This is a genomic window from Synechococcus sp. CBW1002 (assembly GCF_015840915.1).
Classification (GTDB): Bacteria; Cyanobacteriota; Cyanobacteriia; order PCC-6307; family Cyanobiaceae; genus CBW1002.
Genome location: NZ_CP060398.1, coordinates 1,762,842 through 1,784,828, shown reverse-complemented (window position 1 = coordinate 1,784,828; position 21,987 = coordinate 1,762,842). Strand labels below are relative to the sequence as shown.

At 67.1% G+C, this 21,987-nt stretch carries 20 protein-coding genes and 1 tRNA gene; 14 read left to right on the top strand and 7 right to left on the bottom strand.

All coding sequences use genetic code 11. The features are described 5' to 3' along the window. Window positions 1-60: 60 nt before the first annotated feature. Window positions 61-318, top strand: a complete 258-nt coding sequence (locus tag H8F24_RS08540) for a hypothetical protein (protein ID WP_197156991.1) — start codon at window positions 61-63, stop codon at window positions 316-318. 70 nt (window positions 319-388) lie between these two features. Here H8F24_RS08540 and H8F24_RS08535 read toward each other — a convergent pair whose 3' ends face one another. Further along, complete coding sequence (locus H8F24_RS08535) at window positions 389-1,054, bottom strand: ribonuclease D (RefSeq protein ID WP_197156992.1); 666 nt, start codon at window positions 1,052-1,054, stop codon at window positions 389-391. Between the two features lie 130 nt (window positions 1,055-1,184). On the opposite strand from H8F24_RS08535, the gene H8F24_RS08530 reads away from it, so the two are divergent. Together H8F24_RS08530 and H8F24_RS08525 are read left to right on the top strand one after the other, a co-directional pair. Further along, window positions 1,185-1,736 carry a cofactor assembly of complex C subunit B gene (locus tag H8F24_RS08530; protein WP_197171753.1) on the top strand — a complete coding sequence of 184 codons (552 nt, stop codon included), beginning with the start codon at window positions 1,185-1,187 and terminating at the stop codon, window positions 1,734-1,736. A 100-nt stretch (window positions 1,737-1,836) separates the two neighbouring features. Beyond that, a complete protein-coding gene (locus tag H8F24_RS08525; protein ID WP_231598190.1) occupies window positions 1,837-2,655 on the top strand; it encodes a hypothetical protein in 819 nt (272 codons plus the stop codon). On the opposite strand, the gene hemF is transcribed toward H8F24_RS08525, so the two are convergent. Continuing rightward, complete coding sequence (gene hemF / locus H8F24_RS08520; RefSeq protein ID WP_197171751.1) at window positions 2,582-3,607, bottom strand: oxygen-dependent coproporphyrinogen oxidase; 1,026 nt, start codon at window positions 3,605-3,607, stop codon at window positions 2,582-2,584. The two genes, H8F24_RS08525 and hemF, sit on opposite strands and share 74 nt — an antisense overlap. A gap of 181 nt (window positions 3,608-3,788) precedes the next feature. On the opposite strand from hemF, the gene H8F24_RS08515 reads away from it, so the two are divergent. The 8 genes from H8F24_RS08515 (at window position 3,789) to H8F24_RS08480 (ending at window position 14,480) form a co-directional block, all read left to right on the top strand. Further along, a complete protein-coding gene (locus H8F24_RS08515) occupies window positions 3,789-4,874 on the top strand; it encodes an Mrp/NBP35 family ATP-binding protein (RefSeq protein WP_197171749.1) in 1,086 nt (361 codons plus the stop codon). A gap of 3 nt (window positions 4,875-4,877) precedes the next feature. After that, window positions 4,878-6,170 (top strand): rod shape-determining protein RodA, encoded by a 1,293-nt coding sequence (rodA, locus tag H8F24_RS08510; RefSeq protein WP_197156995.1) that lies wholly within the window; start codon window positions 4,878-4,880, stop codon window positions 6,168-6,170. Then, window positions 6,170-7,543, top strand: coding sequence for a sensor histidine kinase KdpD (locus H8F24_RS08505; RefSeq protein WP_197171748.1), 1,374 nt, complete (start codon window positions 6,170-6,172; stop codon window positions 7,541-7,543). The genes rodA and H8F24_RS08505 overlap by 1 nt, the downstream gene beginning before the upstream one ends. Before the next feature lie 140 nt (window positions 7,544-7,683). Continuing rightward, window positions 7,684-8,115, top strand: coding sequence for a photosystem I reaction center subunit II PsaD (locus H8F24_RS08500; RefSeq protein WP_197156998.1), 432 nt, complete (start codon window positions 7,684-7,686; stop codon window positions 8,113-8,115). Between the two features lie 68 nt (window positions 8,116-8,183). After that, entirely contained in the window at window positions 8,184-9,800 is a 1,617-nt protein-coding gene (locus H8F24_RS08495; RefSeq protein WP_197171746.1) for an anthranilate synthase component I family protein, read from the top strand. After that, entirely contained in the window at window positions 9,797-10,954 is a 1,158-nt protein-coding gene (gene gshA / locus H8F24_RS08490; protein ID WP_197171745.1) for a glutamate--cysteine ligase, read from the top strand. The genes H8F24_RS08495 and gshA overlap by 4 nt, the downstream gene beginning before the upstream one ends. After that, window positions 10,951-13,989, top strand: coding sequence for a phosphoenolpyruvate carboxylase (gene ppc / locus H8F24_RS08485; RefSeq protein WP_197171744.1), 3,039 nt, complete (start codon window positions 10,951-10,953; stop codon window positions 13,987-13,989). The genes gshA and ppc overlap by 4 nt, the downstream gene beginning before the upstream one ends. Before the next feature lie 2 nt (window positions 13,990-13,991). Then, entirely contained in the window at window positions 13,992-14,480 is a 489-nt protein-coding gene (locus H8F24_RS08480; protein WP_231598257.1) for an N-acetyltransferase, read from the top strand. 124 nt (window positions 14,481-14,604) lie between these two features. On the opposite strand, the gene H8F24_RS08475 is transcribed toward H8F24_RS08480, so the two are convergent. After that, a tRNA-Arg gene (locus tag H8F24_RS08475) sits at window positions 14,605-14,678 on the bottom strand. Between the two features lie 191 nt (window positions 14,679-14,869). On the opposite strand from H8F24_RS08475, the gene recF reads away from it, so the two are divergent. Further along, window positions 14,870-16,015 carry a DNA replication/repair protein RecF gene (gene recF / locus H8F24_RS08470; RefSeq protein ID WP_231598256.1) on the top strand — a complete coding sequence of 382 codons (1,146 nt, stop codon included), beginning with the start codon at window positions 14,870-14,872 and terminating at the stop codon, window positions 16,013-16,015. 86 nt (window positions 16,016-16,101) lie between these two features. Beyond that, the gene (gene speD / locus H8F24_RS08465; RefSeq protein ID WP_197157006.1) at window positions 16,102-16,593 is read left to right on the top strand and encodes an adenosylmethionine decarboxylase; all 492 of its coding nucleotides are present in this window, start codon (window positions 16,102-16,104) and stop codon (window positions 16,591-16,593) included. Between the two features lie 145 nt (window positions 16,594-16,738). Here the strand turns inward: speD and H8F24_RS08460 are convergent, their stop codons facing one another. Together H8F24_RS08460 and larE are read right to left on the bottom strand one after the other, a co-directional pair. Then, window positions 16,739-17,692 (bottom strand): IS1595 family transposase, encoded by a 954-nt coding sequence (locus tag H8F24_RS08460; RefSeq protein WP_197170562.1) that lies wholly within the window; start codon window positions 17,690-17,692, stop codon window positions 16,739-16,741. A 156-nt stretch (window positions 17,693-17,848) separates the two neighbouring features. Beyond that, window positions 17,849-18,730 carry an ATP-dependent sacrificial sulfur transferase LarE gene (gene larE, locus H8F24_RS08455; RefSeq protein ID WP_197171742.1) on the bottom strand — a complete coding sequence of 294 codons (882 nt, stop codon included), beginning with the start codon at window positions 18,728-18,730 and terminating at the stop codon, window positions 17,849-17,851. 64 nt (window positions 18,731-18,794) lie between these two features. Here larE and H8F24_RS08450 point away from each other — a divergent pair, with 64 nt between their 5' ends. Beyond that, complete coding sequence (locus H8F24_RS08450) at window positions 18,795-19,985, top strand: cob(I)yrinic acid a,c-diamide adenosyltransferase (RefSeq protein WP_197171740.1); 1,191 nt, start codon at window positions 18,795-18,797, stop codon at window positions 19,983-19,985. On the opposite strand, the gene H8F24_RS08445 is transcribed toward H8F24_RS08450, so the two are convergent. Both H8F24_RS08445 and moeB read right to left on the bottom strand, forming a co-directional pair. Continuing rightward, window positions 19,979-20,749, bottom strand: a complete 771-nt coding sequence (locus H8F24_RS08445; protein ID WP_197171738.1) for a two pore domain potassium channel family protein — start codon at window positions 20,747-20,749, stop codon at window positions 19,979-19,981. The two genes, H8F24_RS08450 and H8F24_RS08445, sit on opposite strands and share 7 nt — an antisense overlap. 50 nt (window positions 20,750-20,799) lie before the next feature. After that, a complete protein-coding gene (gene moeB / locus H8F24_RS08440) occupies window positions 20,800-21,972 on the bottom strand; it encodes a molybdopterin-synthase adenylyltransferase MoeB (protein WP_197171736.1) in 1,173 nt (390 codons plus the stop codon). Window positions 21,973-21,987: the final 15 nt, after the last annotated feature.

Genomic DNA, 21,987 nt, shown 5'->3' with positions numbered 1-21,987 from the left:
GCACCGGCCCTGACACCCCGCCGCTGCGGCGGATGATGAGCGGAGCCTCAGACTCTGCCCATGGTTGCCATCCCCGACCGTACCTACAACGCCGCCTGCGGCCGGCTGGCCAGCCGGCTGGGAGTGAGCCTCGCTTCAGCCCGGCGCAAGGTGGATGTGCGGGCCAGCCAGGAAGGCCTGCGGGACGTGGCCTCCAAAGTGGCGCTGGCCGAACGGATGCTGGAGGAGGTGATCGCCAGTGGAGTCGACAACGAGGCTCTGCTCTCCTCGCTGCTGGGGGCGGTGAGCAGTGAGGAGTACTTCCTCGATGAAGACTGAACCGGGAAGTGGACGGCCTTCCAGGACAACCGTCTGAGATCAGGCGGACGCTGGCTGCAGAACCGGCGGATCATCGGTTGCCGCCGCTGGAGTGCTCGAACAGGAGCGGAAAGCGATTTCGATCCAGCTCGGCGAACACCGGCAGGCAAGCAAAGCAACGCAGCGCCAGATCCCAGCGGTCTTCCCGCTTCAGCATGGTCTCAAGCTGATCGCGGGCAGGCAGCAGGTAGCGCACATCACCGGCGGCATAGGCCAGCTGGGCCTCGCTGAGATCTTCGACCCGGCCCCAGTCAGAACTCTGGGCCTGCTTGTCGAGCTCCACCCCCACGAGCTCCTGCACCACATCCTTGAGACCGTGCTTGGGGCTATAGGTGCGGCCCAGGCGGCTGGCCACCTTGGTGCAGAAGATCGGATCCACCGCGATGGCGAGGTTCTCAGCCAGGGCCGCCACATCGAAGCGGGCGAAGTGGAACACCTTTTCGATCGCCGGGTTCTCCATCAGGGCCTGGAGTCGCGGCGCCGCGTCCTGGCCTCGGGCCAGGCGAATGCAGCAGACGTTGTCGTGGTCGTCGCAGATCTGCACCAGGCAGAGCCGGTCGCGGCCGTGAATCAGTCCCATCGCCTCCGTATCCACCGCCAGGGCCCGGGCTCCGGCGTAGAGCGCCTGCCACTCGGCATCAAGATCCCCGTCGAACACGGCGAAACGGGCGGGGGCGGAACCGGGGGCCGGGGCCATGGCAGCGACAGACGACTTCCCCCATGGTGATGGAGGGCCCTGCCCGGCGGAATCCACGGGCTGGCCACACCGTCCACAATGGAGAGCCTTCACACCGCGTCCGCCTGGCGGCACGCTCCCTTGCCCCGCCATGCCCACCCTGGGTTCCACCTTTCTGCTCACCCTGCTGCTGGCCATCGGGCTGGTGTTCTTCCTGCGGGCCGCCAGCAAAGACCGCACCACCGTGGTGGAGGTGCATTCGCCGCGGCCTCCGGTGGAAGTGTTGCAAGGCCTGAGTGACTGGCTCACGGCGCGGGGCTGGCAATCGGCTGGCGGCGATCCGGATCTCCGGCTGCTGCGCTTCCAGGGACAGGTGGGCTCCAGCACCGCCCTGGCGCTGCTGCTGTCGCTGCTGGGCGGCATCGGCGCCGCCTGCCTCGGCCTGGTGCTGCGCCAGTTGCTGCCCGTCCTGGGCTGGTGGCCACTGTTGCTGGCCCTGCTTGGCCCGGCGGCGGGGTTGGTCTACCGGCGCCGAGCCGAGCGGGCCGAGAGCGTCGAGTTGCGCCTGATCAATGAGGAATCGGCCAGCGGCAGCACCTTGCGCCTGCGCGCCCACCGCGACGAGCTGATCGCCCTGGAAGTGGAGCTGGGTGCGCAATTGGAGCTGGCCAGCGACGGCGCCCTGCTCAGTTCACCGATCTGATCTGGTCCCCCATCTGATCTGGTCGCCGATCTCAAGCCTGCGTTCAAAGACTCCATCCCCCTCGAACCATCACGGTTTCCCCTCTCCCCCTTTGCCCCCCATGCGGGTTCTGCGCCTCTCCCTGCTCACGGCCCTGCTGCTGGCGCCGCTGCTGAGCGCGGCCGGAGCCCGCACCCCCCTTCTGCCAGGCAGCGATCCCCTGACGGGCCCGCGCTCCAGTCTGGCCAAGGACTGGCAGGGGATCCGCCCCGTGACACCCTCCATCCCGATCCTGGTGATGGCAGGCCATGCCGATTCTCAGGCGATGGACGGATCCGGCACCAGCGGCGCTGCCGTGGATCTGGGCGGTGCCGCACCGATGGATCCCAGCATGCGGGACGAGCTCTACTGGAACCTGCTCACCGCCAGGGCGGTGGTGGAGCTGGGCCGCCAGAGCGGCCTCAACATCGCCTTCTATGAGCCACCGGCCCGCACGATCGCCGAGGCGGATGATCCCCGCACCAACTGGAGCGTGGGGCGGAACCATGTGGCCCAGGGCGGCTATGCCCTCGAGATCCACTACGACGCCTACGGGCCCGATGGTGTGGGGTCCGGGCTGATCCCACCGCTGAGACCCTGGAGCCGCTCGCGACTGGATGAAAGCCTGGCCGCGGCCTTCGGCCCCTATCCCCTCGGCTACCGGGGCGGCCTGGGAGCACCACGGCGCGGCATCGCCATCCTTGAAATCGGCAAGCTGGAAGGTCCGCTGGAGGACAGCCTCCGGGATCCCCAGCGCCGCCAGGCCACGATCGAGGCGATCGCCGGCCGGGTGGTGGAGGCCCTCCGAGCCGGAGTGGCGAGCCCGTTCAGCCCACCGCCTGATGGGCTTGGCAGCGCTCCACCAGGGTCGAGTCCTCGAGCCAGTTCTGCGGCCTGGTGAACACCTCGGTGAGCAGCGCCTCGCGGCTGCCCGCCTCAGGCGTGTAGCCATATTCCCAGCGCACCAGCGGCGGCAGGGACATCAGGATCGATTCGGTACGGCCATTGGTCTGAAGCCCGAAGATCGTGCCCCGGTCGAAGACCAGATTGAATTCCACGTAGCGGCCGCGGCGATAGAGCTGGAAGTCGCGCTCCCTCTCGCCGTAGGGGGTGTCGTGGCGTTTCTCGGCGATCGGCACGTAACTGGGCAGGAAGGCGTTGCCACAGGCACTCGCCAGGGAAAACAACTGCTCCCAGGTCTGGGGGAGCGGACCGATCGCCGTTGCGGCCCCCGCCGCCAGGCCGCCTGGATCCTGGCCCTTATAGAGCAGGCCACCGGGATCCTGATAGTCGTAGAAGATGCCGCCGACGCCGCGGGTCTCAGCCCGGTGGCGCAGGAAGAAATACTCGTCGCACCAGGGCTTGAACACCGTGTAGTAGGCCGGATTCACCGAATCGCAGGCGGTCTTGAGTGTCTGATGGAAGTGCTGGGCATCCTCCAGGAAGGGGTAATACGGGGTGAGGTCGGCACCGCCGCCGAACCACCACACCGGCCCCGCCTCGAAGTAGCGGTAGTTGAGGTGAACCGTGGGGATGTACGGATTGCGCGGATGCAGCACCATCGAGGTGCCGGTCGCGAACCAACGCTGGCCCGCTGCCTCGGGGCGCTGGCTGAGGATCGAAGGCGGCAGCTGGTCACCCTCCACCTCGGAGAAGTTGACGCCCCCCTGCTCGAACACCCGACCGTTCTTCATCACCCGCGAGCGGCCACCGCCGCCTTCGGGCCGCTCCCAGCTCTCTTCCTGAAAGCGGCCCTCGCCATCGAGCTGCTCCAGGCCGGCGCAGATCGAATCCTGCAGCCCCATCAGCAGGGCCTTGGCACGGGCACGGGAGTCGGCGGGGGGCATCTCCATGAAGGCGGGAACCGCTGGGGCTGGGAAGGTGGCTTCACCATTCCAGCCCGCCGGGTCCCCAGACAAGGCTTCGAGAGCGTCTGTCACGGGTTCGTGTGCTGGTTCACCAGGGGTGACGGACCCGGCCGGACAGCAGCCGCCATCGCCCTCCTTAGGATCCAGCCACCAGTGACCCGCCGGCATGGCCACCCCGGACCAGGCGCACGCCGCCCTCCAAGCCCTTCAGGATGCCGGCAGCGGCCGCGGCCTGATCGAGCTGGAGTGGATCCAGCAGGTGCGGCTGCAGGAACGGCGCGCCGTGTTCAGGCTGGCGCTGCCGGGGTATGCCAACGGTCAGCGGGAGCGGATCGTCGCCGAAGCCCGTGCCGCCCTGCTGGCCCTCGACGGGATCGACGACGTGCAGATCGAACTGGCCCAGCCGGTGCAGCAGGGCGCCCCGATCGGCGGCGCCGGCCATGGGCCGGGCCAGCTGCCTGAGCGGCAGTCCATCCCCGGCGTGCGCCAGGTGATCGCCGTCAGCAGCGGCAAGGGGGGCGTGGGCAAGAGCACCGTGGCCGTGAACCTGGCCTGCGCCCTGGCCCGCCGAGGCCTACGGGTGGGCCTGCTGGATGCGGACATCTACGGCCCCAACGCCCCCACCATGCTCGGCGTGGCCGACCGCACCCCCGAGGTGCGCGGCAGCGGCGACAGCCAGATTCTGGTGCCGATCGAGAGCTGTGGCATCGGCATGGTGTCGATGGGCCTGCTGATTCAGGAGAATCAGCCGGTGATCTGGCGGGGGCCGATGCTCAACGGCATCATCCGCCAGTTCCTCTATCAGGCCGACTGGGGCGAACGCGACGTTCTGGTGGTGGACCTGCCCCCCGGCACCGGAGATGCCCAGTTGAGCCTGGCCCAGGCCGTGCCGATGGCCGGGGTGGTGATTGTCACCACGCCCCAGCAGGTGTCGCTGCAGGATGCCCGCCGCGGCCTGGCGATGTTCCTGCAGATGGGCGTGACCGTGCTCGGCGTGGTGGAGAACATGAGTGCCTTCATCCCCCCCGATGCGCCGGACAAGCACTACGCCCTGTTCGGCAGCGGTGGCGGCCAGCGCCTCGCCGATGAAGCCGGTGTGCCCCTGCTGGCGGAACTGCCCCTGGAAATGAGCGTGCGCGAGGGCGGTGACAGCGGCCTGCCTGTTGTGATCAGCGCCCCTGAATCGGCGACGGCCCAGGCCTTCATGGCCCTGGCCGATCGGATGATGGCGCTCACTCCGGCGGCGGCCTGATCCATGGTCAGCGCCCTGGCCCGCTCCAGCGCGGCGGGCCGCCGCGGCCTGTTCTCGAAGCGGCGGGCCTGGCGCCGTCGCCCCCTGCAGGACGTGGACCTGATCCTCTGGGGTATTCCCCTGGCGATGACCCTGGTGTCGGGAATTCTGATCGCCAGCACCCAGCGCCAGGCCGCCTACGCCGAGTGGTATCAGCACTGGATCACAGCAGCGGTGGGAATGGGTCTGGCCCTCCTGCTCGCCCGGGTTCCGCTGAGGCGCCTGCAAAGCCTGCAGTGGCCGATCTACGGCCTCACCGTGGCCAGCCTGATCGCCGTTCGCGTGATCGGCACCTCCGCCCTGGGGGCCCAGAGCTGGATCAACATCGGTGGCTTCTACGTTCAACCCTCTGAATTCGCCAAGCTGGCGGCGATCCTGCTGCTGGCCGGCGTGCTGTCGCGCTACCCGGTGGAGCGGCCGGTCGATCTGCTGCGCCCGACGATGGTGATCGGCCTGCCCTGGATCCTGGTGTTCATCCAGCCGGACCTGGGCACCTCGCTGGTGTTCGGTGCCGTGCTGCTCACCATGCTGTTCTGGGCCGGCATGCCCCTGGCCTGGGTGCTGCTGCTGCTCTCCCCTCTGTTCACAGCCATCCTGTCGGGCACCCTGCCCTGGGCCCTGACCGGCTGGATCCCGCTGATGGGGGTGATCGCCTGGCGCTCCCTGCCCTGGAAGCGGCTGGCCCTCACGGTGGTGCTGGCTGTGCAGGGCCTGTTTGCCGTTGCCACCCCATGGCTGTGGAGCCACGGCCTCAAGCCCCACCAACAGGATCGGTTGGTGATGTTCCTCGACCCGTCCAAGGATCCTCTCGGCGGCGGCTATCACCTGCTTCAGAGCAAGGTGGGCATTGGCTCCGGTGGACTCTGGGGCACCGGATTGATGCAGGGCAACCTCACCAAGCTGCGCTTCATCCCTGAACAGCACACCGATTTCATCTTCAGCGCCCTGGGCGAGGAGACCGGATTTCTGGGATCCATGCTTGTAGTGGCGGGCTTTGCCCTGCTCATGTGGCGGTTGCTGCAGATCGCCGGCAAAGCCACCAGTGATTTCGAATCCCTTGTGGTGGTGGGAGTCGGGGCGATGCTGATGTTCCAGGTGGTGGTGAACATCAACATGACCATCGGCCTCGGACCGATCACCGGCATTCCCCTGCCGTGGCTGAGTTACGGGCGATTCGCCATGTTGGTGAACTTCATGGCCCTCGGCCTGTGCGCCTCGGTGAACCGCCAGTCCCGTGCCAGCCGCGGGCGCTGGTGATGGAGCACGGCTCCACGACATTGTCGGCATTACGCCAGAGCCTGTCCGCCGCCGTACCGGCGGGCCACAGCGACGAAGACGGTGTGCGCCGCCAGTGGTGGGCGGCCCTGGCCACCCTTCAGGAGGATTTCCTGCTGCCGCAGCTCCCGTTGCGGGGCCTCTGGCTGGCGGCACCCCTGCCCGCCCTCTACGAGCCGGAGCTGCTGCTCCACCTCAAGGGCTGGGTGTGGGCACCGGACAGCCTCGAGCGACTGCGGGGCTCCGTCGCTCCCCTGCTGCCCGGCGCCGCCGGGTCAAGGGGCACGCCAGCGCCTGGACAACTTCCCGGGTTCGAGCGGCTGCAGCTCAGCGACGACGACGGCAGCGATCCCCTGCTGTTGCTGATCACGCCACGCCTGCAGGTGGCCCTCTGCCTGGATGGTCCGCCCCGGGAGCGGCGACTGGTGGCCCGCTTCGATCCAGCCGGCCTTTCGGCCGCCCTGTCGCTGCTGGATCGGCGCCTGCAGCAGCAGCGCCCCAGCGCCGCCGCAGAGCTGCGCCGCGCCCTGCGGGAACTGGGCCCCCTGGCCAATGCCGAAGATGTCGCCCTGCAGTTCTGGCCGAGGATGGCGGAGCGGCTTGGAACGATCGCCCCCAGCCTCACCCTGCAGCCGCTGGTGCATGGCGGCAACCGGGCCGAGACCCCACGGGCGGTGAGCAGCGAACTGGCCCTGCTGGAGGCGCTCACCCATGAGGTGCGGACCCCCCTGGCCACGATCCGGACCCTGATCCGCTCGCTGCTGCGCCGCAGCGATCTCTCCGCCGTGGTGCGCGAGCGCCTCGAACAGATCGACGGCGAATGCAACGAGCAGATCGATCGCTTCGGCCTGATCTTTCATGCCGCTGAGCTGCAGAGCCAGCCCGAGAGCGACGAGAGCGGCCATGGCGAACGGGAACGGCTGGCCCGCACCGATCTGAGTGCGCTGCTGCGCCAGCTGGAACCTCTGTGGCAGCGCCAGCTGGAACGGCGCGGCCTGCAGTTCGAGCTGCAGGTGCCCGACGAGCTGCCACCGGTGCTGAGCGATCCGAGCCGGCTGGAAACGATGCTGGGCGGCCTGGTGGACCGCTTCAGCCGCGGCCTCAGCGGCGGCAGCCGCGTGCGCCTCAGCCTCCAACCTGCCGGCAATCGGCTCAAGTTGCAGATCTGCAGCGAAGGAACCCGCCCCCAGCGTCCCGAAGACCATCGACGGGTGGGACCCGTGCTGAGCTGGGACCCCGAAACCGGCAGCCTGCAGCTCAGCCGGCAGGCCACCCAGCGGCTGTTCCATCGGCTGGGCGGACGGCTGGCGGAGCGCTCCGGCAGCGATATCACGGTCTTCTTCCCCGTCTGCTGAACGGGCGGGTCTCGGGCGCCCTGGCGATCGGACGGTTTGTTGACGGGTGTGAAGACTGCCGAGAGGGTGGCGGAACCTCGAAAATCACGGTGCTAGCTTCCGCCTGAAACGGTCTGCCGACTCCCCATCCAGGAACAGCTATGACAGCAACGGCGCTGAGCGGTCAACTCCCGAAGTACATCGGCAGCACCGGCGGCCTCCTGAACTCCGCCGAGACCGAAGAGAAATACGCGATCACCTGGACCAGCAGCAAGGCCCAGGCCTTTGAGCTGCCCACCGGTGGTGCAGCTGAGATGAACGAAGGCGAAAACGTGATGTATTTCGCCCGCAAGGAGCAGTGCCTGGCCCTGGGCACCCAACTTCGCACCAAGTTCAAGCCTAGAATCGAGGATTACAAGATCTACCGCATCTTTCCAGGCGGTGACACCGAATATCTGCACCCCAAAGATGGTGTCTTCCCCGAGAAGGTGAATGAGGGGCGCTCGATGGTGGGTCACACCCCCCGTCGCATCGGCGACAACCCCAATCCCTCGGCTCTCAAGTTCAGCGGTAAGAACACCTTCGACGCCTGAGCCGTACTGGCCAAGACCTATAACAGCGGGGCTAGGCGCCCCGTTTTTTTTGCCCGCCTGCCGCTGCAATGGTCCCTTCCGAGCGCCCCAGCCAGCGCACCACCGGTCTCGACGGGGATGTCCTGGACGGAGGGTGGTTCGATGAGGCCTTCCACGCCCAGGCGGCGGCAGGCCTCAGCTTCCTGCCGCTGTGGAAACGCTGGCCCGCCGACCTGGAGACGCCCCTCACCACCTGGCTGAAGGTGGGCCAGGCCAGCCACCATGGGGTGCTGCTGGAGTCGGTCGAAGGGGGCGAACGCCTGGGGCGCTGGAGCTTTGTGGTGAGCGATCCGCTCTGGACGCTGACGGTGCGCGGCGAGGAGGGGGAGCGCTGCTGGCGCGACGGTCGGCGCGAAAGCCTGCACGGCAATCCCTTCACGCAGCTGCGCCAGGCCCTGGAGCCGGTCTGCCCGGCACCGGTGCCGGGCCTGCCGCCGGTGGGGCAACTGTTCGGCTTCTGGGGCTATGAGCTGATCCATTGGATCGAGCCCACCGTCCCGATCCATCCCACCGACCCCCTGGGGCCACCGGATGGCTGCTGGATGCTGGCTGACAGCCTGCTGGTGTTCGACCAGGTGAAACGCCAGATCACGGCGGTGTCCTACGCCGATCTCAGCGGTGGCGCCGATCCGGCCCAGGCCTGGCAGGAGGCGTTCGCACGGATCGAAGCCCTGGAGGCCCGCATGCAGGCTCCCCTGCCCTCCGGCCTGACGACCCTGGCCTGGAACGATCGCGCCGAACTGGCCGAGCCACCCAGCAGCAACCGCAGCCAGGCCGACTTCGAGGATGCCGTGCGTCAGGCCCGCGCCCACATCGCCGCCGGCGACGTCTTTCAGCTGGTGCTGAGCCAACGCCTCGAAAGCCACGTGATGCGGGACCCGTTTGACCTCTACCGCAGCCTGCGGATGGTCAACCCCTCGCCGTACATGGCCTTCTTCAACTTCGGCGGCTGGTACCTGATCGGTTCCAGTCCAGAAGTGATGGTGAAGGCGGAGCCTGCCAGCGATGGCAGTGGCGCCATCAAGGCCTCCCTGCGGCCGATCGCCGGCACCCGTCACCGCGGTGACAATGACACCGAGGACAGGGCCCTGGAGGCTGAGCTGCTGGCCGATCCGAAGGAGCGGGCCGAGCACGTGATGCTGGTGGACCTGGGCCGCAATGATCTGGGCCGGGTCTGCAGGCCAGGCACGGTCAAGGTCACCGATCTGATGGTGATCGAGCGCTATTCCCACGTGATGCACATCGTCAGCCAGGTGGAGGGTCTGCTGGCGGCGGATCGGGACGTCTGGGATCTGCTGATGGCCTCCTTTCCGGCTGGCACCGTCAGCGGTGCCCCCAAGATCCGGGCCATGCAGCTGATCCATGCGCTGGAACCCAACGCCCGCGGGCCCTACTCGGGGGTATATGGCGCGGTGGATCTGGCAGGGGCCCTGAACACGGCCATCACAATCCGAACGATGGTGGTGCTCCCCGCCGCCGACGGCGGCTGGCGGGTACAGGTGCAGGCCGGCGCCGGACTGGTCGCCGATTCCCAGCCCACCGCCGAATACCAGGAAACCCTCAACAAGGCGCGCGGCATGCTCAAGGCCCTGGCCTGTGTGCAGACTCCAGCGCGGCACCCGTTCGGTGATGGGGTCCGGGCATGAGCCGCCCTCTGCTGCCGAAGGGATTTGAAGTGGAACTGTTCACCGGCCGGGCCGACGGCACGGTGGTGGGCTGCTCCGCCGAAGTGGCTCGCCGGTTCCCCGATTTCGTGACCGAGCCGGATCGTCGCAACCTTGAGTACACCACCCCGCCGGAGGCCAGTTACCAGCGCCAGCTGGAGCTGTTGCTGGAACCGCGGCAACGGCTGCGGCCCTGGCTGACGGAGCGGCAGCTCACCCTGCTGCCGGGCAGCACCCTGAGCCTGGGGGACAGCCGTCATTTCGAGCGGTCGGATCCGGACAACCCCTATCACGGGTACATCGAGTCCACGTACGGCACCTTGGTGGTCACCGCCAGCGTGCACATCAACCTGGGCCTCAGCGACATGCCGGCCCTGTTCGCCGGGCTGCGGCTGCTGCGCTGTGAGGCAGCCCTGCTGCTGGCCCTGAGCGCCAGCTCCCCGTTTCTCGATGGCGCGGTGATGGGCGCCCACTCGCAACGCTGGCTGCAATTCCCGCTCACTCCTGCGCAGGTGCCGCTGTTTCGCGATCACGCCCACTATGTGGAGTGGATGGCGGAGCAGCTGGCAGCTGGATCGATGCAGAACGTGCGCCACCTCTGGACCTCGGTGCGGCCCAACGGGGACGCCAGGCCCCACCAGCTCAACCGGATCGAGATCCGCATCTGCGATCTGATCACCGATCCGCTGCTGCTGCTGGCGGTGACCGCCTTCGCCGAACTGCGCCTGCACCAGCTGCTGGCAGACCCGGCAGCCCACGATCCCCTGCGGGCCAGCCCTCTGGACGCCCAGGCCCTGGCCCAGCTGGCCGATGCCAATGATCAGTCCGCAGCCCGCTCCAGCCTGCTGGCCCCCCTGACCCACTGGCGCACGGGCCGCACGATCATGGCGGCCGACTGGATCCGCGAGAGCCTGGAGACGATGGCCCCGTTGGCGAACGACCTCGGGCTCACCAGCGTGCTGGCCCCGGTGCAGCGGGTGATCGACCAGGGCAATCAGGCGATGCGCTGGGTGGAGCGGCAGCGATCGGGCAGCACCATCGCAGAGATCATCGCCAGCGAGGCCCAGGTGATGGAACAGCAGGAGGTCCGGGGCGCGGAGCCCAACGAGACAGACAGCACCCCCCCTTTGGGATGATCATGACCCGTTCCGCCATGCCGTTCATCCCGATGCGGGAGTCGCTTGCCACCAGCACCGAGCCCAAGCCTCTGGTGAGCCAGCTGCTCGGCGAACGACTGGAGCTGGTGGAGGACCTGTGGGAAACGGTGCTCCGCAGCGAATGTCCACCGGAGCAGGCAGATCGGCTGGTGCAGCTGAAACAGCTCAGTGCCACCGATCCTCTCGAAGGCGGCGCCACAATCCTGCCGAACGCCACCTCGACCGACGCGATCGTGCAGCTGATCCGCAGCATGGATCTCTCCGAGGCGATCGCGGCCGCGAGAGCCTTCTCGCTGTACTTCCAGCTGGTGAACATCCTCGAGCAGCACATCGAGGAAGACAGTTATCTCGAGAGCCTCAAGCTTCAGCCCGAACCGCCCAGCACCGATCCGTTTCTGCCGCCTCTGGCCAGCCAGACCGAACCGGCCACCTTCCGGGAGCTGTTCCAACGCCTGCGCAACCTCAACGTTCCGCCGGCCCAGATCGAGAACCTGCTGCGGGAGCTGGATATTCGCCTGGTGTTCACGGCCCACCCCACCGAGATCGTGCGCCACACCGTGCGCCATAAGCAGCGGAAGGTCGCGGCCTTGATCCAGCAACTGCAGCGCAGCAGCCTGGCCAACATCGAAGATGACCAGCGCATCCGCCTGCAGCTGGAAGAAGAGATCCGGCTGTGGTGGCGTACCGACGAACTGCACCAGTTCAAACCCTCGGTTCTCGATGAGGTGGATTACGCCCTGCATTACTTCCAGCAGGTGCTGTTCGATGCCATGCCCCAGCTGCGCCAGCGCCTGCGGACGGCCCTGAGCGGCAGTTACCCCGACGTGCTTTCGCCCCGCGATGCCTTCTGCAGCTTCGGCTCCTGGGTGGGCTCCGATCGGGACGGCAATCCTTCGGTGACACCGGAGATCACCTGGCGCACAGCCTGTTATCAGCGTCAGCTGATGCTGGAGCGCTATATCCACTCCGTGGGCAAGCTGCGCGATCAGCTGAGCATTTCGATGCAGTGGAGTCAGGTGAGCCCAGCCCTGCTGGAATCCCTGGAAATGGATCGGCTGCGTTTCCCGGAGATCTATGAGGAGCGGGCGGCACGCTACCGGCTGGAGCCCTACCGACTGAAGCTGAGCTACACGCTGGAGCGGCTCCAGCTCACCCGTCAGCGCAACCAGCAGCTGGTGGATGCCGGCTGGGAATCCCCCTGTGACGGCCACTCGGGCCTGCCGTCGGCCATTATCGGTGATGGCAGCGGGGTCGGCAACCTCGCCTCCCCGCCGCCACCGGAACTGCACTACGGCTCGGTCGACGAATTCCGGGCTGACCTTGAACTGGTGCGCGACAGCCTCGAGAGCACCGGACTGGGTTGCGAAGCCCTGGAGAGCCTGCTCAGCCAGGTGCACATCTTCGCCTTCTGCCTGGCCAGCCTGGACATCCGCCAGGAGAGCACCCGTCACAGCGATGCGCTCGACGAGGTCAGCCGCTATCTGCAGCTGCCCGTGCCCTACGGCGAGATGGATGAGGAGCAGCGGGTGAGCTGGCTGCTGACCGAACTCAAGACCCGTCGGCCGCTGGTGTCTCCGGCGGTGCGCTGGAGCGATGCCACCCACGAGACTCTGGCGGTCTTCCGGATGCTGCAGCGCCTGCAGCAGGAATTCGGCGCCCGCATCTGTCGCACCTACGTGATCTCGATGAGCCACACGGTGTCGGATCTGCTGGAGGTGCTGCTGCTGGCCAAGGAAGCGGGCCTGGTGGATCCGCTGGCGCCCCACTCTTCGCTGCTGGTGGTGCCCCTGTTCGAAACGGTGGAAGACCTGCAGCGGGCTCCGGCGGTGATGGAGCGCCTGTTCTGCGAACCCTTCTACCGGGCCCTGATCGCCTCGGGGGAAGAGGGCGGCCCACCGCTTCAGGAAGTGATGCTGGGCTATTCCGACAGCAACAAGGATTCCGGTTTCCTGTCCAGCAACTGGGAAATCCACAAGGCCCAGATCGCCCTGGAAGAGCTGGCCAGCCAGCACGGGGTGGCGCTGCGCCTGTTCCACGGCCGCGGTGGATCGGTGGGTCGCGGTGGCGGACCGGCCTATCAGGCGATCCTGGCCCAGCCCAGTGGCACCTTGAAGGGCCGGATCAAGATCACCGAACAGGGGGAAGTGCTCGCCTCCAAGTACTCGCTGCCGGAGCTGGCCCTCTACAACCTCGAAACCATGACCACGGCTGTGCTGCAGAACAGCCTGGTCAGTGCACCGGTGGATGACACCCCCAGCTGGAATGAGCTGATGGCGCGGCTCGCCGCCCGCTCCCGCGATCACTACCGCGCCCTGGTTCACGACAACCCCGATCTGGTGGCCTTCTTCCAGCAGGTCACCCCGATCGAGGAAATCAGCAAGCTGCAGATCTCCAGCCGGCCGGCCCGGCGCAAGAGCGGCGCCAAGGACCTCTCCAGCCTGCGGGCCATTCCCTGGGTGTTCGGCTGGACCCAGAGCCGCTTCCTGCTGCCCAGCTGGTTCGGCGTGGGTGCAGCCCTGGAGGAGGAGTTGCACCGGGATCCCGGCCAACTGGAACTGCTGCGGCTGCTGCACCAGCGCTGGCCGTTCTTCCGCATGCTGATCTCCAAGGTGGAGATGACCCTCTCCAAGGTGGACATCGATCTCGCCCACCACTACGTGCAGGCCTTGGGGCGGGAGGAAAACCGCGACGCCTTCGAGCGCATCTTCCAGACGATCGCCGCCGAGTTTCAGCGCACCCGTGACCTGGTGCTGCGCATCGCCGGGCAGGAGCGCCTGCTCGACAGTGATCCGGCCCTTCAGCTGTCGGTGGATCTGCGCAATCGCACGATCGTGCCGCTCGGATACCTGCAGGTGGCCCTGCTGCGGCGCCTGCGGGATCAGAATCGTCAACCACCGATGAGCGAAGCCACGGCCGCCGGCCAGGACGGGCGGACCTACAGCCGCAGCGAGCTGCTGCGCGGCGCCCTGCTCACGATCAACGGCATTGCCGCCGGCATGCGCAACACCGGTTGACCGTGCTGGACTCCCTGTTGATTCCGTTCCGCAGTCAACCCGCCGCACCCCGGCTTCGGGAGGGCTACCGCCTGCTGCAGGATCCGATCCCCTCGCCGGAAGAACTGAACCGGTTGATGGGCGCCTGCGGCGAGCAGCCCCGGGCCAGCCAACGCTGGCTGCAGGCGATCGAACGCAGCGCCTGGCACCTGGCTGTGCGCGGACCCGATGGACGGTTGGTGGGATTCGTGCGCTCCACCAGTGATCAGGCCCTCAATGCCAATCTCTGGGATCTGCTGGCCGATCCCCAGGACCCCGACCCGACCGAGATCCTGGCGGCGCTGCTGCATGGGGCCCTCACGCGCCTGCGGCGGGAACTGGGCGGCTGCAGCGTGTCCCTGTCCGCCCCTCCTGAGGCGATCCTGCCGCTGGAAGCGCTGGGGTTTCTGGTCGATCCCGGCGGGATCCGCGCCATGGGCCTGTCGCTGGGCTCTCCCGGGGGAAACCGCTGAGTTGAAGGCCAGAGGCGCGACAGGCCGTATTCGCTGCAGGGCGGAATCGGACCAACGGGGCGGGCATGCCATGAAAAAGCCCTGCCGTTCAGATCGGCAGGGCTGAGATCGTCAAGGCTGACCACGAGCATGGAGGGACTCGAACCCCCGACCCTCAGAACCGGAATCTGATGCTCTATCCAACTGAGCTACATGCCCCTGCGGTGAGGCGCCTGCGTCGAGCCGAAGCTGACGGCCGGACCCGAACCGACCCTGAAACAGCGATGTCCGGAGAAGGGGTCCTGCGGATGTGCTGCTCAAGGCAGACCTCGAGGTGTCAAAGCCCCGCTGCCGGCAGGGCTACCTTAACCGCACGCCGCACCTGAGCCATCCGGCTGCATCGCCTGGAGCTGCGCCAGTTCCGCAACATCGAGCACCTCCGGCTGGAGCTACACGAGCCGCGCCTGCTGGTGGTGGGGCCCAACGGCGAAGGCAAGTCGAACCTGCTGGAGGCGGTGGAGCTGCTCTGCAGCCTTCGCTCCCACCGCACCGGCAGCGACCGCGACCTGATCCGCCACGGTCACAGCCTCAGCCAGCTGCAGGCGATGTGCTCCGACGGCGACCAGTTGCAGCTGGAGCTGAGGCAGCGGGGGGGACGGATCGCCAGTCGCAACGGCAAGGTGCTCGAGCGGCAGCTGGACCTGCCAGGGCGGCTGCGCTGCGTCACCTTCAGCGCCCTCGACCTCGACCTGGTGCGGGGGGAGCCCGCCCTGCGGCGCCAGTGGCTCGATCGGGTGGTACTTCAGCTTGAGCCCGTCTACGGCGACCTGCTCAGCCGTTACGGCCGCCTGCTGCGGCAGCGCAGCCAGCTGTTGCGCCGCGGCGGCCCCGTAAGCCAGCGGGAGGACCTGCTGGATGCCTTCGATCTGCAGATGGCGGCGATCGGCACTCGGCTGCACCGGCGGCGCTGGCGGGCCCTGCGGCGGCTCGAACCCCTGGCGGCGGCCTGGCAGGAGCGCCTCAGCGGCGGCCGGGACCAGCTGCGGCTCGCGTACCGAAGCGGCACGGTGCTGGAGGGGGAGGACGCCGAGGCACCCTGGCGGGAGGCGATGGTGGCCCAGCTGCTGCTGCAGCGCAGCGAAGAGCTGCGGCTGGGCCAATGCCTGGTGGGTCCGCAGCGGGATGAAATCGCCCTGCTGCTGGGGGAGCAACCGGCGCGGCGCTACGGCTCAGCCGGCCAGCAACGCACCCTGGTGCTGGCCCTGAAACTGGCGGAACTGGCCCTGGTGGAAGAGGTGGTGGGCGCCCCCCCCCTGCTGCTGCTCGACGATGTGCTGGCCGAGCTCGATCCGCAGCGCCAGCGCCTGCTGCTGGAGGCGGTGGGGGAGGGCCACCAGTGCCTCGTCAGCGCCACCCATGTCGACGGCTTTGGCGAGGGCTGGCGGCAGGCCGCCCAGCTGGTGCGCCTGCGCGGCGGCAGCCTCGGGCCTGAACCGAAGGCGTTGACGGCGGACAAGCGGGACGCGGACTCGCTGGGGGCGGAATCCAGGCCCTGATCGGCGCGTCAGAGGCTGGATTGCGCCACTTCCTGCACCAGCCAACGACTTTGGGGCGTATGGTGGGCCCTGTTTGTCTGGATTCAATGAACCAGAGCCTGCCCTGCCTCCACCCCAACCCGGGATGGACTGGTGCTCACTCCACCACCCCCACCACCCTGCAGAGCGTGAGTGGGACCAGTACCACCGATACGGTGGGTAAACACTGCATCCTTGAGCTCTACGACTGCACGTCTGCCAAGCTCAACGACGAAGCCTTTCTCAGGACCGCCATCACCACAGCAGCGAAACGTGCTGGCGCCACCCTGCTCAATCTGATCACCCATCATTTCGATCCCCAGGGGGTCACCGGGCTTGCCCTGCTGGCCGAATCGCACATCTCGATTCACACCTGGCCCGAATCCGGGTACGCGGCTGTGGATGTGTTCACCTGCGGTGACCACACCATGCCCGAGCTGGCCTGTGCGGTGCTCTGTGAAGAACTGGAGGCCCGAACGCACAAGCTCACCAGCTTTCGACGCGAAACACCGGAGTGCATCGCCGGGGCAGATCGGGATCCGATCCTGGCGGCCGCCTGACCCCTGCACACCACCGCTGACTCAGCGGTTGCATCTGGATCAGCGTTTGGATCTCCAGGCGCCAGCCCAGTTAGCGCGCCGCGAGCGCTTGAAGCACCCTGCTGGGTGCTTTTTTATGCTCCCCAAAACGCAACAGTCCTCTTGATTAGGTAGCAAGCTCCGCGCTCCTCAGGAGGTGCTCGGGTCGTGCGGTGCAGAGACAGACCGCCTGGAGCACTTGATCGGTCATCTCTTCCAGCTTGAAGCGGTGATTGAAGCGGAAGCTGAAAGCGCCCAGGTAGCGATCAGCGTACTTGTCAAAGCGCAGGGCATGAAACGTTCCGCTGAAACTGGTTTTCAAGTTACTAATCACGGTGTTGATCCACCGGAACTCAGGCAGATCCTTCGGATGCCGCCCCTTCACTGTCGTGGGGTGATGAATACAGCCCACCTCTGCCACGGCACGGAAGCAGGCCAGCCCATCGGAGATCACCTCGCATCCTTGAGCCAAGGAGCTCTGGGCCCAGTCTGCGATTGCCACGAAGGAGAAGGCTTTGACCTTCGAGACCTTCACATGAATGGGGTGGCCGTCCTCGTCCAGTGAGACAGCTGCCACGATTGGGACCTTGTTTTCCGATCCTCGACCTGCCTTGCCACCATTGCATTCACCACCAAAGTAAGCATCATCCAGCTGCACTTTTCCATGTAGGACGCATGCTTCCTCTTGCTCGCTCATCGCTTGGATGATTTTATTGTGCATCAACCACGCCGTGCGGTAATTCACCCCGAGTTGCCGCATCAGAGCCAGGGAGGACGTACTGCTCTTTGCCTGGCCAATTAGGTAAAAGGCGAGGAACCAGATCGTGAGAGGCAACTTCGTGGCCTCCATGACTGTTCCAGCAGTGAGCGTTGTCTGATGGCGGCACTGTCGACACTGATACCGCTTGTGGCGGCGTCCATAGACAAGGCCATGCTCCTTCTGTCCGCATCGAGGACAGCGGAATCCCTCCGGCCAGCGAGCTGCCTCTAGAGCAGCCTCGCATTTCTCCTCGGTGCCGTAGAGATCCATGAACTGGGGCACGGACATTCCAGGCTGGAATTGGATTCGGTTCACGGCCATGGCGTCGCCCCTGGTACGTAGGTACCACTCTAGGCCCGTCCGGGCTGGCTGCGGCGCTTGCTACCTAATCAAGACAGTCCTTGCTCATTGAGCCCTCAGGACCAACGCAGCCATCGCCACATGCTCAGGGGTGATCGCCAATCGCCAGCCCGGCCGTCAGGGGCGGCTGTTGACGTCGTGATCGAGTCCTCGGTTGAGCTTGCCGCTCACCAAGCCTTCCAGGTCCAGGCTCACCGCCGTGAAGCCCAGGCCCAGCAGAGCCTCCACCAGCTCCTGTCGGAAACCAGCGGAACTACCACCATCGGCCAGCCGCGCCAGCAGCTCCGGCAGTTGGGCGGCGGGCAGCTCGATCCGCGCCGTTTCGCCCTGGCTGCGTACCCGCAGATCCCGCAGCCCCCGCTGGCGTAACCAGTCCTCGGCCGCGGCCACCCGCTGCAACCGTGTGGTCGTGATCGGCTCGCCATAGGGAAACCGCGACGCCAGACAGGGCTGGGCCGGCTTGTCCCACCACGGGAACCCAAGCGCGCGGGAGATGCGACGCACCGCCTGCTTGTCGAGGCCGAGATCGGCCAGGGGAGAACCCACCCCGTGCTCACGGGCCGCGTCGATGCCGGGGCGGTGGTCACCGAGATCGTCGAGGTTCACGCCATCGAGCACGGGCGCCCCGCCGGCAGCGGCGGCCAACGGCGCCAGCAGGCTGTGCAGCTCGCGTTTGCAGGCGTAGCAGCGCCGTTCCGGATTGCTGCTGTAGGCAGGATCGTTCAGCTCGGCGGTGGGAATCTCCCGGTGCCGCAGGCCCAGCCAGGCCGCCTGCAGCTGGGCCTCCTCGCGCAGATGGGGCGCCAGGGCCGGCGAGACACCGGTGATTGCCAGGGCGCCCTCGCCCAGTTGCTCTGCCGCGATCGCCGCCACCAGGGTGCTGTCCACACCACCGGAATACGCCACCACCACCGACTCGAATCCGGCCAGGTGCTGCCGCAGCCGTTCCAGGCCTCGCTCCAGAGGCTCCGGCAGATGCTCGATCCGGGGATGGGCCATGGCGGCAATCCTGGCAAGCGCTGGGGCGGTCCGTCGTTAGCATTGATCTGCCGCCGCTCCTGCGATGTCTCCCCCCGCCAGCAGCACCCAGACGCCGCAACGGGGCACCGGCCGCGGCATCGGCATCCGTACGGCGGCCGGCAGTGACGAACGCGCCCATGGCCAGCTGCACGTCTACGACGGCGATGGCAAAGGCAAGAGCCAGGCGGCCCTGGGCGTGGTGCTGCGCACGATCGGGCTGGGCATCTGTGAGCAGAAGCGCACCCGGGTGTTGCTGCTCCGTTTTCTCAAGGGTCCGGGTCGGGCCTACGACGAGGATTCCGCCATCGAGGCGCTCCAGCAGGGCTTTCCCCATCTGATCGACCAGGTGCGCACCGGCCGCGGCGAATTCTTCACTGCAGAGGAAGCGACCCGCTTCGATCGCCAGGAAGCCCAGCGGGGCTGGGACATCGCCAGAGGTGCGATTGCCAGCAACCTTTATTCGGTGGTGGTGCTGGACGAACTCAATCCGGTCCTGGACCTGGGCCTGCTCGACACCGACGAGGTGGTGCGGACCCTGTCGGCCAAACCGGCTGGCATGGAGGTGATCGCCACCGGGCGGGGAGCACCCGGCGCCTTGGTGCAGCTGGCTGACCTCCATTCCGAGATGCGCGCCCATCGCCGCCCCGATGACGCCGATGGGGAGCCGGGTCAGGCCCAGGGCCTCGAAGGCATCGAGATCTACACCGGGGAGGGCAAGGGCAAATCCACCAGTGCCCTGGGCAAAGCCCTGCAGGCGATCGGCCGGGGCATCAGCCAGGACAAGAGCCACCGGGTGCTGATCCTGCAGTGGCTCAAGGGGGGCAGCGGCTACACCGAAGATTCCGCGATCGCGGCGCTGCGCGAGAGCTATCCCCACCTGGTGGATCACCTCCGCTCCGGCCGTGACGCAATTGTCTGGCGGGGCCAGCAGCAGCCGATCGACTACGTGGAGGCCGAGCGGGCCTGGGAGATCGCCCGCGCCGCCATCGCCAGTGGGCTCTACAAAACCGTGATTCTCGACGAGATCAACCCCACGGTCGATCTGGAGTTGCTGCCGGTGGAGCCGATCGTGCAGACCCTGCTGCGCAAGCCCGCCGAAACCGAGGTGATCCTCACGGGTCGCTGCAAGAACCTGCCGGCCTACTTCGACCTGGCCAGCGTCCACTCCGAGATGGTGTGCCACAAGCACTACGCCGAACGCGGTGTCGACCTCAAGCGCGGCGTGGATTACTGATCGTCCATCGGCAGCCGATCCGGCGGAGACGACGCCAGGGTCTTGTGCTCCTGCCAATGCTCCTCCAGCTCCGCAGCTTCGTGGGCGATGAAGCGGCCGAGCAGCAGGCCCACCAACAGCGACACATAGAGGGTACTGCTCACACTCAGCAGGATGGCGAAGCGCTCACCCACCGGGTTACCGGGAAGCACATCGCCATAACCCAGACCGGCCACTGTCACGAAGCTGTAGTAGAGGAGCCTGTCTCTGAGGGCCTCATGGCTGCCCACGGCCCCCAGCAGAAAGGAACCCGGGTGCACCACCTCAATGGCGGTGGCCACCATGCCGCCGGTGAGGCCAAGATGCACATAACCGCCAGCAGCGCCGGCCAGCACGGACAGGTTCACCCGCGGCACCCGTGCCAGGAGCCTCACCAGCCGCACGGAGGTGGTGATGAAGAAAATCGCCACCAGCAGCAGAGTGGCCACCTGCAGGTGGCCCGATGGCCAGCCCCGGAACAGGGGAGGAACCCAGATGGGCAGCCCGGTGACGAACCCGAGCCACTGGTAGAGCGCACCGATGCAACGTCCTCTGAACGTGGGCTGCAGCACCGGCAGTGTCCGCACCGACTGCAGAATCAGCAGATCGAAGACAACAGGCGCAACCAGAGGCTGCGGGAAGGGCCCCACCTCATTCGCCAGGGGCATCAGCAGCACCGGCATGATCGAAGCCGCAAGAAAGGCCGGAAACTGGCCCTCCAGAGCAATCAGCCGACGCTGAGACACGGCGGGACCATGATCGGTCGGGCCCGCGAAGCGGACCCGCAGCCACCGCCTCAGTAACGGGGCACCGATGGATCCACCTCCTGGCTCCAGGCGTCGATGCCGCCGGCCACGTTGGTGCCCTCAATCCCATGACGGCCCAGGGCAATCAGGGCCTTGGCACTGCGGCCGCCGAGTTTGCAGTGCACGTAGAGCTTCTTGCCCTGAGCCAGCCGGCGCACATCGTCAATCGCCTCGCCACTCTCAATCCGATCGAGCGGCACCAGCAGGGCACCAGGGATCACGGCAATGTCGGCCTCAGGGGGATTGCGCACATCGACCAGCAGGATGTCCTCCAGCTCGCCGTCGATGATCGTCTTGAGCTCGGCGACGGTGATGCTGGGCACACTGCCCGCCTCCTCCTGGCCGGGGGCGCTGCCGCCCACGCCGCAGAACTCCTGGTAATCAATCAGTTCGTTGATCACCGGCCGCTCCGGGTTGGGCCGCAGCTTCAGCTCGCGGAACTTCATGCCCAGGGCATCGAACAGCAGCAGGCGGCCGCTGAGGGTAGTGCCGATGCCGGTGATGATCTTCACCGCCTCGGTGGCCTGGATCACGCCGATGATGCCGGGCAGCACGCCCACCACGCCGCCCTCGGCGCAGGAGGGCACCATGCCCGGCGGCGGCGGCTCGGGGAACAGATCGCGGTAGTTGGGGCTTTCGGCATCGAGGTTGAACACCGTGGCCTGGCCTTCGAAGCGGAAGATCGAGCCGTAGACGTTGGGCTTGCCCAGCAGCACGCAGGCGTCGTTGACGAGATAGCGGGTGGGGAAGTTATCGGTGCCGTCGCAGACGATGTCGTAGGGCTCGATGATCGCCAGAGCGTTCTCACTGGTCAGGGCGGTCTCGTAGAGATCCACCCGGCAGTGGGGATTGATCTCCAGGATCCGGGCCTTGGCGGATTCGATCTTGGGCTTGCCCACCCAGCTGGTGCCGTGGATCACCTGCCGCTGGAGGTTGGAGTGATCCACCACGTCGAAATCGACGATGCCGATCCGGCCCACGCCCGCGGCGGCCAGATACAGCAGCAGCGGCGAACCCAGTCCGCCGGTGCCCACACACAGCACCGAGGAGGCCTTGAGACGCTTCTGCCCCTCCATGCCCACCTCCGGCAGGATCAGGTGGCGGGCGAAGCGGGCCACCTCGTCGGGGCTGAGCTGCACCCCGGTGGTGTCGGGAGGAAGCATCGGAGAAGCGCGACC